The sequence below is a fragment of the Nitrobacter sp. genome (assembly GCF_047149785.1).
Taxonomy (GTDB): Bacteria; Pseudomonadota; Alphaproteobacteria; order Rhizobiales; family Xanthobacteraceae; genus Nitrobacter.
In genome coordinates this window covers 779,185-791,463 of the sequence record NZ_BAAGBE010000001.1, presented here as the reverse complement: position 1 = coordinate 791,463, position 12,279 = coordinate 779,185, and the positions used below count along the sequence as shown (strand labels likewise).

At 63.4% G+C, this 12,279-nt stretch carries 12 protein-coding genes; 3 read left to right on the top strand and 9 right to left on the bottom strand.

What is annotated here, in order from left to right; genetic code table 11:
- Positions 1–139: 139 nt before the first annotated feature.
- Positions 140–712, bottom strand: coding sequence for a peptidoglycan-binding domain-containing protein (locus tag ACMDCM_RS03605; RefSeq protein ID WP_412774655.1), 573 nt, complete (start codon positions 710–712; stop codon positions 140–142).
- A 22-nt stretch (positions 713–734) separates the two neighbouring features.
- Entirely contained in the window at positions 735–2,558 is a 1,824-nt protein-coding gene (locus ACMDCM_RS03600; protein ID WP_412774654.1) for a sensor histidine kinase, read from the bottom strand.
- Positions 2,559–2,977: 419 nt separating this feature from the next.
- On the opposite strand from ACMDCM_RS03600, the gene ACMDCM_RS03595 reads away from it, so the two are divergent.
- Together ACMDCM_RS03595 and ACMDCM_RS03590 are read left to right on the top strand one after the other, a co-directional pair.
- Positions 2,978–3,421 carry a DUF5330 domain-containing protein gene (locus ACMDCM_RS03595; RefSeq protein WP_412772289.1) on the top strand — a complete coding sequence of 148 codons (444 nt, stop codon included), beginning with the start codon at positions 2,978–2,980 and terminating at the stop codon, positions 3,419–3,421.
- A gap of 117 nt (positions 3,422–3,538) precedes the next feature.
- Positions 3,539–3,967 (top strand): SufE family protein, encoded by a 429-nt coding sequence (locus tag ACMDCM_RS03590; protein ID WP_412772288.1) that lies wholly within the window; start codon positions 3,539–3,541, stop codon positions 3,965–3,967.
- 99 nt (positions 3,968–4,066) lie between these two features.
- On the opposite strand, the gene ACMDCM_RS03585 is transcribed toward ACMDCM_RS03590, so the two are convergent.
- From ACMDCM_RS03585 to ACMDCM_RS03555, 7 genes are all read right to left on the bottom strand, one after another.
- A complete protein-coding gene (locus ACMDCM_RS03585) occupies positions 4,067–4,696 on the bottom strand; it encodes a DUF6456 domain-containing protein (protein ID WP_412772287.1) in 630 nt (209 codons plus the stop codon).
- Complete coding sequence (locus ACMDCM_RS03580; protein ID WP_412772286.1) at positions 4,683–5,066, bottom strand: helix-turn-helix domain-containing protein; 384 nt, start codon at positions 5,064–5,066, stop codon at positions 4,683–4,685. Before ACMDCM_RS03580 ends, ACMDCM_RS03585 begins: the two co-directional genes overlap by 14 nt.
- A gap of 151 nt (positions 5,067–5,217) precedes the next feature.
- Positions 5,218–5,631: a Ros/MucR family transcriptional regulator gene (locus ACMDCM_RS03575; protein WP_412772285.1), complete on the bottom strand. Its 414-nt coding sequence runs from the start codon at positions 5,629–5,631 to the stop codon at positions 5,218–5,220.
- Positions 5,632–5,982: 351 nt separating this feature from the next.
- Positions 5,983–6,873, bottom strand: coding sequence for a hypothetical protein (locus tag ACMDCM_RS03570; protein ID WP_412772284.1), 891 nt, complete (start codon positions 6,871–6,873; stop codon positions 5,983–5,985).
- 545 nt (positions 6,874–7,418) lie between these two features.
- Positions 7,419–8,825, bottom strand: a complete 1,407-nt coding sequence (locus ACMDCM_RS03565) for a M20/M25/M40 family metallo-hydrolase (RefSeq protein ID WP_412772283.1) — start codon at positions 8,823–8,825, stop codon at positions 7,419–7,421.
- A 34-nt stretch (positions 8,826–8,859) separates the two neighbouring features.
- Positions 8,860–10,152 carry a glycosyltransferase family 87 protein gene (locus ACMDCM_RS03560; RefSeq protein WP_412772282.1) on the bottom strand — a complete coding sequence of 431 codons (1,293 nt, stop codon included), beginning with the start codon at positions 10,150–10,152 and terminating at the stop codon, positions 8,860–8,862.
- A 6-nt stretch (positions 10,153–10,158) separates the two neighbouring features.
- Positions 10,159–11,727 carry a helicase HerA-like C-terminal domain-containing protein gene (locus ACMDCM_RS03555; protein WP_412772281.1) on the bottom strand — a complete coding sequence of 523 codons (1,569 nt, stop codon included), beginning with the start codon at positions 11,725–11,727 and terminating at the stop codon, positions 10,159–10,161.
- Positions 11,728–11,872: 145 nt separating this feature from the next.
- On the opposite strand from ACMDCM_RS03555, the gene ACMDCM_RS03550 reads away from it, so the two are divergent.
- The gene (locus ACMDCM_RS03550; RefSeq protein WP_412772280.1) at positions 11,873–12,277 is read left to right on the top strand and encodes a hypothetical protein; all 405 of its coding nucleotides are present in this window, start codon (positions 11,873–11,875) and stop codon (positions 12,275–12,277) included.
- Positions 12,278–12,279 lie beyond the last annotated feature (2 nt).

The window sequence follows — 12,279 nt, the reverse complement described above, 5'->3', positions numbered from 1 at the left end:
GCGGGATCAGAGCGAGGCGCCTCAGGCGTCATGGCCGGGCTTGTCCCGGCCATCCACGTTTTCGATCCTCTTTCACGCTTCAAGGCATGGATGCCCGGCATAAGCCCGGCACGACGACTCAATCAAAACTCATCCCGCTCTACTCGATCGGCCGCCCGGTCATCGCCGTAAGTTCGCGCACGAGGCGATCCGACATTTGCCCGGTGACCGGCATCCGGCGAGCCTGCTCGAATCTCCGGATCGCGGCCTGGGTATCGGTCCCGACCGTTCCTGTCGGCTTCAATTGTCCGTAGCCGTAATCCGTCAATGTCCGCTGGACCGCGGCAACACGGCGCGTCGCGTTGATGAGGTCGGCGACGGGATCACCATGCGACGCGGCCGGCCTTACGGGATTGGCGTGAACGTCGCCGGCATTCGCGCGCGGTTCGGTGGGCCGAATGGAGGCCGTGTCCGCCTCGACCGGTCGGGGCCGCGGCAGCGGATTGAGCTGTGGCGAGGTCAGCAACGTCGCGGTGCCCGATCCGAACATCGGCGCCGGATGGTGGCCGGCCTGCATGAACATGGCGTTGGCGACGATCGCGGCGATGGCGGCAAAGGCGAGCGCGCCCGCGAGCAGGTCTTTCGGACTGTGCAGCAGCAGGCGCAGGGCGAAACCGCGTTCCTCATCAGCCTCGCCTCTCCCGGCAGCCGCGCTGCGACGGCGCGGCCGGATCACATCTCCTCCAACAGCTTTCCTAGGCACTCTTCTTCACCCGATAAGCTTGATCCTGCTTTCCGGAGCGCGGAGCGAGCGTCAACGTCGCGACATTGTCCGATGACGGCTCCGCTTCGGACACGAATGTCAGCGGCAGCATGACGGTCACCGTGGTCCCCTCTCCCACCTTGCTCCGCAAATCGATCTCGCCCCGGTGCAACGCAACGAGACTCTTGACGATCGAGAGCCCGAGTCCCGTCCCTTCGTGGCGCCGCTGGTAGGTCTGTCCGGCCTGAAAGAACGGGTCGCCGATCCGCTTGAGGTCTTCCTGCGCGATGCCGACGCCATTGTCCATCACGCTCAGCATCATGCGCGACCCCTCGATGCGGGCCGAGACCGTAACCCGGCCACCGCGCTCGGTGAACTTGATGGCGTTCGATACCAGATTCAGAACGATCTGCCTGAACGCGCGCGGATCGCCGGTGATCTGCGGCAAATCCTCCGGAACGCGCGTGACGAGTTCGATACCGCTATCACGCGCCTTGAGCGCGAGCAGATTGCTGCTGTTGAGCAACATCTCGCGCGGCGCGAACGGCTCGGGCGATATCTCGAAGTTTCCGGATTCCATTTTCGACATGTCGAGAATGCTGTTGACCACCGACAACAGATGCTGGCCGGAATCGTTGATGAGCTGGGCATACTCCTTGCGCCGCGCTGCGTCGATCGCCAACGCATCCTCCTGAACGATCATCTCGGAAAAGCCGATGATGGCATTGAGCGGCGTTCGCAGCTCATGGCTCACGGTCGCGAGAAACCGGGTTTTGGCGGCATCGGCATTTTCGGCGGCGGTGCGCGCCAGATCCAGCGCGTGCTCCTGGTGCTTCCGGTCGGTGATATCCCGCATCACCGCGACAACCTCGGGTTCGGCGGACCCAGCGGCGGATACAAGCGGCTGACAGCGCATTTCCACCCAGATGAAGTCCGCCGGATGGCGCGCTTCCCGCCGCGGACCACGCGCGACGTCGCGCCTGAGTCGGAACTCGACGCTTTGCGCGTCGCTGCCGAGCGCAGCCGCCGCGAGCGCGGTGAGATAGGCCGGACGATCGGCCACATGAACCCGGTCGAACAGGCCATGGTCCTGCAATTCCGACGCCGGCGCACCGAGCAGCGCTTCCGCGGCGGGCGAAATGAACTGCACGGCGCCGTTGCGCCCGTGGCGCGAAATCACGTCGCACATGTTGCGCGCGAGCAGGCGATAGCGGTCTTCCTCGACATTCAGCAGCGAGGCGCCGGTGCGTGCCAGCGCTTCGGAGCCGAACGCCACCGCGGCGGCATAAAGCGTCGCGGACGCGATGCCGGAAGCCATGAAGATGCCGTGCGTCGCCGCGCCGACATCCAGCGGCGGCAGAACATCAAAGGAGCCCATCGCGATCAGCGCGAGCACGCACGATACCGCCAGCATCGATGCAAACCCGACGACGCGGCGGGACGCGGACAGCGCCGCCTCCAGCGGAATCACGATGAGCCAGACAGCCGCGAACGATTCGATCCCGCCGGTCGGAATCGCGATCATCATGACGAGACCCGCGAGCGCGATCGACGACAGCACGTGCGCGCCTTCGTAGCGTCCGGTCCGCGACAGAAAATAGGAAAGCAGAATCGGCACGACGAGCCAGGCGAATGCCGCCACCTCCAGCGCCGTCGGCGCGCCGCGGATCGCGAGATAGACCGGAAACGCCGCCAGCGCGACAAGGCTTCCCAGCAGACGCGGACCCATGAACGCGCGATGACGCGCCCGCATCAACGCGTCGTATCGCGCCGATGGATGCAACAAGGCGTCGAGGCAGTCCCGAATGATTGTCAATGCGGTCACGTCGCTTACGCTTCAGCGTGCGTCGTACCAGACGCACCGGAACGCCCCCGTTTCGTTGGCCCAACGTGTCAGAGTGAACTTAAGCGAACGCTAAGGCAGCGCGTCCGGCAGCGAAACAGCACGCGCGGATGCTTGTTTCCGGCCGTCCGGCGGCGTCATTCGACGCGGATGGTGAACGCAAGGTTTCCGTCGCCCGTGACGACGGTTTCGAGAAAACGGAACCGCCGGCGCGGGGACGGCCGCGAACGCCGCGTCAATCGAAAATTTACACCGAATCGAATTCCCGCGCCGCTTGCGCGATTTTCTGCGCTGAAGGACGGCGGGCGTACCCGAGATTTAAGAACCGCCTGATACGGAACGGACAGATTGCGGATTCAACGCAACAAGACCAAAACGCATAGGGACGCGACATGTTTTTCCTGCTTCGCATGGCCTTCTGGCTCGGGCTCGTGCTCGTGCTGTTGCCGAGAGACGATGCACCCGCGGCGGACAAGGGTCCCCGGATCGGAGCCTCCGAAGCCGTATCGGCCGCGACCGCCGCGGTGTCGGACATGAGTCACTTCTGCACGCGCCAGCCCGCCGCCTGCGAGGTCGGCGGCCAGGCTGCGGCCGCGATCGGACACCGCGCGCAGGATGGCGCGAGACAGTTGTACCGGATCATCACCGACAAGCGCGCCCCCGATCATACGGGATCGATCGACGCCATGGCGTCGACCGAAGGAGCGACCTCCGACGATGCGTCGCATGACACGCTGACGGCCGAAGATTTACAGGCGGAATGGCATCTCGCGGTTCCAGCGACCGCCTCGGCCAACTCGCATCTTCCCTCGTCGGGAAAACGGGACGGCCTCTGAACCGCCGCACGAGACGGAACAATTTCCGAAAAAGCATCGGCACGTCCGTATCGATTTTATCGGCCCGGCGTCCTATATAGAAGCCGGGACGCCACACGTACGGGTATGCGGGTCAGGATGACGATCGACGAGATCAGGGACAACTTTGCGCTTCTGGAGGAGTGGGACGACCGCTACCGGTACGTCATCGAACTCGGACGCGCCCTCGAACCGATGAGCGAAGCCGAACATTCCGCCGCCAACAAGGTTCAGGGCTGCACCAGCCAGGTCTGGCTTTCTCTCAAGGTCACCCGCGACGCTGACAGCGAACCGGTCCTGACCTATGTCGGCGACAGCGACGCGCACATCGTGCGCGGCCTGGTCGCGATCCTGCTGACGCTTTATTCGGGCCGGAAGCCGCAGGCCATTCTCGATACCGACGCGATCGCGATTTTCGACGAACTCGGTTTCCGCGAGCATCTCACGCCGCAGCGCTCCAACGGGCTGCGGTCCATGGTCGAACGCATTCGCAGGGACGCACGGGAAGCGCTGGCCGACGCCGCCTGACCGAACGGCGTCGCCTCCGTTTGATCCAGCACGATCCGATCCGGAAACCGGCCGCCACTTTTCGGGATCATGCTCGTTTGATTGAGCATGCTCTGACGCCTACCCGCTCGTGAAGGTTGCGTCGCCCGCAAGCCATGTCCGCACATGGGCGCTCGCTTCAATTCGTCCCTCGCTCGTCAGACCGTAATGTCTGGCAAGGCGATCCAGCGCGAGCTGCAGCACGACTTTCGCCGAACGCGGGGGCCAGCCGCGCTCGCGCTCGACATCTTCCAGTCCGCGCAGAAAGCAGCAGACATCCATCAGCAGGCCGGAAAATTCCGGTCCGCACGCCTGCAACGCCAGCCGCACCCGCTGCCGCGACGCGACGATCAGATCCGTCATCTGGCACGGGCCGGCTCCGGATCCGCGCGGCCGCCCTCCGGTCGGAGCCGACCAGTTCGATGTCACCCGCGGCGTCAGATGTCCGCGCGTAAAATCCGCGCGCAACCGTTCGCCGGCCGCAAACTGGTCGCGGCTGATCATCGCACGTCCGTCGCGGCCCTTGCGACGCGCCAGCCAGGCGAGAGGACTCTCGCCGTCGTTGACCGTCACCGTCACAACGCTTGCGTCGGTCACGATCTCGCGTTCGGCAAGCGCAAGATGCTGCGCGCGAAACCGATCGACGGCTTCGGCCGGACGATTCCTCTTCCGACGCGCCGATTTGCCGGCGCCGCGATCAAACGCCGGCATCGGGCGTTCCATGGAGGCGTTCGCCGAAAGCGGCGCACAGCGTTTCGAGCGAGGTGAGCCGGCGGTCCAGTTTCTCGTCGTCGCGGCTGTCCTCGACGACGCGGCAGGCGTGGGAAACCGTGGTGCGGTCGCGGTCGAAGGCGCGGCCGATCGCCTCGAAACTCAGCGCGAACCCGACATGCGCCAGATACATCGCGACCTGCCGGGCATATGCGGCGCGCCGGGCGCCACGGGTGGGCGACATCATCGCGGCGGCATCCAACCCGAATCCGTCCGCCACCAATTCCGCGATGCCGTGACAGATTTGCGTGGACGAGACGGGCGGCTGCCGGATGCATGCGGACGGCTCGGCGAGATGGGTCAGAAGCATGGGAGGCCTCGTTGTAGGAATATATTCTCAAATCCTACAGACCCTTCTAACCCCGGGGATAACATTTTTCAAAGGAAACCCGGAGAAGCAGATCAAATCTTCGAAGCCGATTCGGATATTATTCCTAATATTAGGTACCCAGAAGCCTGCTTTATTTCCGCCGCCGCCGCTGCTGGCCGAGGCCCATGTTTTTGGCCAGTTGGGATCGCGTGACCGCATAATTCGGAGCCACCATGGGGTAGTCCGCCGGAAGCTTCCATTTGTCCCGGTATTGCTCGGGGCTCATATTGTACTGCGTCCGCAGATGGCGCTTGAGCGATTTGAAGCGCTTCCCGTCCTCCAGACAGACCAGGTAGTCGGCCGTCATCGATTTCTTGACCGGCACGGCGGGCTTGGTCGGTTCTGCCGGCAATTCGCCCCGGCCGGACGACACCCGCGTCAGGGCGGCATGCACCTGGCTGATGAGCGCCGGAATTTCCGACGCCGGCGTGGTGTTATTGCTGACATAGGCCGACACGATCTGCGCCGTGAGGTCGAGAAAACTCTTGGCCGCTGTATCGCTCATGATCTCAATCTTCCGGATCGTGAAGCAGCATCGATACGCCCGGGCGAGAGTCTAATTCAACTGCGCTGAATCGGACACCCGCCTTATCCTTACGATTGAGCACGATCCTATCCGAAAACCGGTTTCCACTTTGCGCTGGCGCTGCCCTTCGGGTCGGGATCATTTTCCGGCGAAGCGGAATCCGGTTAGCCGCAAGAAAATGCTCTCAATCAATAACTTGCGCGTATTCTGATCGTAAAACCAGTGCCCGCTTTTGCAAAACACGCGCTAATGATCAGAATCTGACTTCAGGCGGCAAGTATGGGCGGATTGCCACCGGCATGACAAGAACGACACGCGGGCGCCTGGAATTTATTTCGAAGGCGACCGGTCAGGACCCCGGTCGAGATGCGCTCGCAGTTGATCGATCGACGCGAACCGCATCATGCCCTCCGGCAGTTGCGCCTCGATCGTACCGTCGGAAAAGAGCGAATAGGCCAGCCCATCGACAACGCCGGACTTCAGGACTGTCACCGCGGAAGCATTCCGGCCGTGAAGGCCGGACAGCCGATCGGCCTGGGATCCTGCGGACAGCGGCGCTGGGGACGCGCGGCCCTGCTCCGGGCGCGGCCAGGCATCGTCAAATGATGGCGGCCGGGGCATGCCAAGATCGGCAGCATATGTCGCAGGCACAGGCGGGGACAAGCCGGCCGCGCCGGACCGCTCCGCCTCCGACCGCTCGCGGTCTTTCCTCATGGATGAGGCGAACAGGAGATTGCGACGCGGTTTCGGCTGAGATGACGTATCGGAGGATGCCGGGAGTTCAGCCATGACATCAGGAGCCGCACCGGCGGCGGCGCGATCGCGGGCAGACACTTCCGCCTGGCGGGGTGGCGACGGAACGGGGGGCGTTAGCGTCGGATCAAAGCCTGGATTTGTCTCGATGCCCGGATATGGCGCGGCTTGATCGACAGTTCGCCGCGGCTGGCGGTTGCCATCGATGCCGGTGTCCGGCGGGACCGACACGCGACGATCGACGGCCATCGTTTCGGAGCGCAGACGGTCCGCGATGCGGTCCGCGACGGCCCGCAATTCGCGAACAACGAGCGAGAGGCTGATCATGATCAGGCCGGTGCAGGACACGACCGCGCCGGACAAGATCAGGGTATTGCCGAAGCTGAACTCCTTGACCGGGACTCCAAAAGCGGTCGTCACCAGACCGGCCACCAATACACCGATCCCGACGATCAAAAGCACGCTCATCCCTAAAAGCTCCCCGCCCCCAAACTGCGCGCCCGACCTGGAGCCATACCGGCTTTGATGGAATCAAACCCCGGCTCTGGCTTTCTGTTTCGATGCGTTTTCTTTACGCGAACCGGTCCACGGGACACGAGCACATAACTTCCCGCACCTAACTAGCGTCATAACGCGCACGCCGCCAGCATGGTTACGGGGATAACGGCGGCAATAAGGTCAACGACGAACGCCGGGAATCGTTCGATCCCGGGGCATCCGCCGGAACAGATCGGTCGCCTGCGCGCGGCCACGCTGGCTCCGTGGACGCGCCGCGCCGACACGACAACCCCGGTTACAAGATCCACGAACGGGTGTAGGCTCGCGCCATCATCCTCTACACGCCGAATCCAAACGCCGCCCAATCCCGGGCGGCGTTTTCATGTGAGCGGCTTTGAGCGGGATGAGGAGTGTGGCGCGGTTTTCCGCCTGCATCCCGCGCGAAAATACTGGAATCGATCACGTTCATGATTTGGGATCGACTCGATCCAAAATCATCGTGATCCAGGAATCGCTCAGCGCGGCGCCCCCGCGAGCGCCGCAAGAATCCGCGCCCACGACCGGATGCCTTTGTGAAAACTCTTCAGGTCGTATTTCTCGTTCGGCGAATGGATGTTGTCGTCCTCCAAGCCGAAGCCGACCAGCACGGTATCGAGACCAAGCGCGGTCTTGAAATCGGCGACGATCGGGATCGACGCGCCGCAGCCGATCAGCAGCGCCTCCTTGTTCCATTCATCGGTCAACGCCTGTTTCGCGGCGGCCAGCGGCTTCATGCTCCAGTCCAGCGCGATCGCAGGCGCGCCGGCGTGATCGATGAACTCGGCGGAGCAATCCGCCGGCACGCGCGCCCTCACGAAGGCACGGAAGGCGTCGCGTATCTTTCCGGGCTCCTGACCTTCGACGAGGCGGAACGAGACCTTGGCCGACGCCTGAGCCGGAATCACCGTCTTGGAGCCCTCGCCGGTATAGCCGCCGACGATGCCGTTGATGTCGCAGGTCGGCCGCGACAAGAGCTGCTCGATCAGCAGACGGTCTTTTTCGCCGGCGGGGATCGAGAGTCCGATGGGCTTCAGGAACCTGTCCGGCGTCAGATCGAGTTTCGTCCACTGCGCGCGGATGTCGGCCGGCAGGTCCTTCACGCCGTCGTAGAATCCCGGAATTGTGACGCGGCCGTCGTCGTCATGGAGACCGCCGAGAATGCGGGTCAGCACCCGGATCGGATTCTGCGCGCCGCCGCCGAAAAGGCCGGAATGCAGGTCGCGGTTCGCGGCCTTGATGACCACTTCCTCATACACCAGTCCGCGCAGCGACGTGGTGATCGCCGGGGTGTCCGGATCCCACATGCCGGTGTCGCACACCAGTGCGAAGTCCGCGGCAAGGTCTTTCTTGTTCTGTTCGAGGAACGGGGCAAAGTTTTTCGAACCGACCTCCTCCTCGCCCTCGATCAGGATCGTCACGTCGAGCGGCAGCGAACCCGCCACCGACACCCAGGCGCGGCAGGCTTCCACGAACGTCATCAACTGGCCCTTGTCGTCTTCCGCGCCGCGCGCCACGATGATCTTGCGGCCGTCGGCATGGCTCGTCACCATCGGCTCGAACGGCGGGCGATGCCACAAATCCAGCGGATCGACCGGCTGGACGTCGTAGTGGCCATAGAACAGAACGTGCGGGCGCGACCCCGTATTGCCGTTGCTCTTCGCGACGATCGCGGGATGGCCTGCCGTGGGACGGACCTCGGCGTCGAATTTCAGCGTCGCGATATCGGCGGCGAGATGATCGGCCGCCGCCTTGCAGTCGCCGGCGAACGCCGGATCGGCGGAGATCGATTTGATGCGCAGCAGCGCGAACAATCGCTCCAGGCTGTTGTCGAAATCGGCGTCGATGTGGTCGAGGACCGTTTGCAGTTGCGGTGTGGCGGACATTTTTCTTTCCTCGCGTTGCGGATTGAACGACCGTTCAAATTGTCTTTGGCGCGACCGAATGCGGATCAGCCGCCGCCGACGGATGACGGATGTGCCACGCCAGCGCGGCGATGATGACAAACGTCGCCGCGAGGTTGTTTCCGAGGGCTTGAAGAAGTTTCGGAAACACAGGCAGCGACAGCGCCATCAGCGCAAACGATACCCCGAGCGCGGCGCGCGACATCGCCCGCGCCTTCGGCCGGAGATCGAACGCGGCACGATGAAACAGCACCGTCATCGGAAAGAACAGCCACACGAAGTAATACTGCCGCGCCAGGGGCGAGGCGACCGTCATCAGGCAGACCAGAATTCCGACTTCCTCGGCGGTCGATTTCGGCGTCATCTTCGCTCGCGCCGGAATGATGCCGATGAAACCCAGCCCGATCGCGGCAAAGACCGCCAGCACGATCCAGTTCGCCGTCTTGTAATCGAGATCGGCGACATTCATGTATTGCGCCGGTTTGGCGGGATCGATCTGATTGTAGTTGACCGGACGCACCAGGCGATGCGTGACGGCGATGATCGACTGATTGACCCAGGACCAGTTCTGGGCGTCGCGCTGGCCGAACCCGCGCTCCGAGCTCGATCCGACCATGCCGCGATACCATGTGGCCAGCTCCGACACATTGCGATCGAAGCCGCGGATCGGAGCCGGCACCAGAAACAGGAAGATGCCGAGGCACGCGATCATGCTGGTCGCGCTGGCCCAGCGGCGGCGCCACAGCAGGTACGGCAGCACCGCGACGGGAAAGACCTTGATGGCGGCCGCGAGCGCGAACATGCTTCCCGACAGCCATCCGCGCTCCTGCCGGAGCCAGAGGAAGCCGAACAGCATCATGGCGAGAAGAACCAGATTGGGTTGCCCGAGATCGAACATGTCGAACACGAAGGTGATCGTCACGATGCCCGGCAGAGCCTCGAGCCAGGGTTCGGGCCTCCTCCCCGATCCGGTCATGGCATTGGAGAGTTGCGCCGTGATCCACCATGCGGTGGCATTGAGAAGGCAGAGGCTTAGATACAGCGGAATCTTTCCGAGGTAGCTCGGTATCGCGAGCAGAATCGCCGATAGCGGCGGGTACAGGAAGGGAAAGCCCTCGCTCGATCCTTTCGGATACAGATCGCCACCTTGCAGGACTTGCTGACCGGCCCAGTACCACAGCGGATAGTCCTTGGTTTTGCCGTGTCCCAGGATCTCAGGGACCAGAACGTCTGCGGTCAGCAGCACGCAGGCCGCAAGAAACAGGACATCCAGCGGGCGCCGGAAAGACGGCCATCTCAACACGCGCATGTCCCGTTATCGCCGCAGCAATCCCCCGAGCGCGCCGCGCACCAGCGCGCGCCCGACCGAACCGCCGAGCGAGCCGCCGACGGTCTTGCCGAGATCGGCGACGATCCCTCCCACCACCTTGTTGGTGACGGTGCGGGTGACGCTGCGCGCCACCACCTGTCCCGTCGACAACCTGCCGCGCGGCGTGTTGGTGCCGAACACGGTGCCGACGATCGATCCGATCTGGCCGAGAATTCCGCCTTCGGCCGGTGCATCGGCGGTCGCCGCGCTTCCCTCGACCCGCTTCTGGAGCACCTCGTAAGCCGATTCGGAATCGATCGCGGTGTCGTACTTTCCCTTCACCGGACTGCTGTTCATGATGGTCTTGCGTTCTTCCGCGGTGATCGGGCCGATCCGTGCCGACGGCGGTCGCACCATCACGCGTTCGACCACGGCCGGCGTGCCGTTGCCTTCCAGGAACGACACCAACGCCTCCCCCTTTCCAAGCTCGGTGATGACCTGCGCCGTGTTCAGCTTCGGATTGGGCCGGAACGTCTGCGCGGCGGCCGCGACCGCCTTCTGGTCGCGCGGCGTGAAGGCGCGCAGCGCATGCTGCACCCGGTTGCCGAGCTGGGCCAGCACCTTGTCCGGGACATCGATCGGGTTCTGGGTGACGAAATAGACCCCGACACCCTTGGAGCGGATCAGGCGCACCACCTGCTCGATCTTGTCCATCAGCGCCTTGGGCGCGTCGTTGAACAGGAGATGGGCCTCGTCGAAGAAGAACACCAGCTTCGGCTTCGGCGGGTCGCCGACCTCGGGCAACTGTTCGAACAGCTCCGACAACATCCACAGCAGGAACGTCGCATAGAGTTTCGGGCTCTGCATCAACTTGTCGGCGACGAGAATATTGACCATACCGCGACCGTCGCGGTCGGTGCGCATGAAATCCTTCAGATCCAATGCGGGCTCGCCGAAAAACTTGTCGCCGCCCTGGTTTTCCAGCACCAGAAGCTGGCGCTGGATGGTTCCGACCGTCTGTTTCGAAACGTTGCCGTACTGCGTCGTCAGTTCGGCCGCATGTTCGGCGATGAAGGACAGGATGGCCCGCAGATCCTTCATGTCGAGCAGCAGCAAGCCCTGTTCATCCGCCACCCGGAAGGCGACGTTGAGTACGCCCTCCTGCACGTCGTTCAGATCCATCATGCGCGACAGCAGCAGCGGCCCCATTTCCGAGACGGTGGCGCGCACCGGATGGCCCTGCTCGCCGAAAACGTCCCAGAAAATCGTCGAGAACTGATCGGGCTGGAAAGTCAGCCCCATGTCCTTGGCGCGCTTGAGGATGAAATCCCTGGCCTCGCCGGGCTCGGAGATGCCGGACAGGTCGCCTTTGATATCGGCCGCGAATACCGGCACGCCTGCGCGAGAAAATCCTTCCGCCATCACCTGGAGGGATACGGTTTTTCCGGTTCCCGTGGCGCCGGTGACGAGACCGTGTCGATTGGCGAGACCGAGCGTCAGCCAAGCAGGCTGCTCCCCCTTGCCGATGAAAATGCTGTGATCGGTATCGCCGATCCCGGTCGCGGTTGCCGCCATGATCGCCTCTTCGTGATCCGTCGTCGAGCAGCATCACTCTACTTCATGTTCCGCATCGATTGAAACCGGCGAACAGCCGCGAGGCGCTCGAAATCATCGCGCTGAACCATCGCCGATCGTGGTCGTAGCTGTGTTCCACCGGCAAATGACCGACGAGTCGCGATGTTTTGGCATGAATCAAGCGTTCGGTCTTGCATCTCGGCAACACTCGTCATGCGATCGAACGTCAATCAGCGGTCATCGCTTGTATTTCGCCTCGCAGGAGTATCAAGATGAACCCATAAACAACGAGCCGGCGATCAACCGGCGGAGGCGGGGTACCATGAACGAACTGGTCGAGCGGCGTGCCGCGAGAGCCGGCATCGATGCCGCTGTCGCGCCAACAACCGTCGGTACGATTCCGGGCCTTCAGCGCAAGAAGGGCCCTGCCGAAAAGATTCAATCACTGATCGGCGCAAAAGCCGGCGCGGACAACGCCATCGAACGGACGCGATCATTTCCGCGACGCCGAACCTTCGCCGATCCGCGTCAAGCGCCTTCGTATTGCTGACG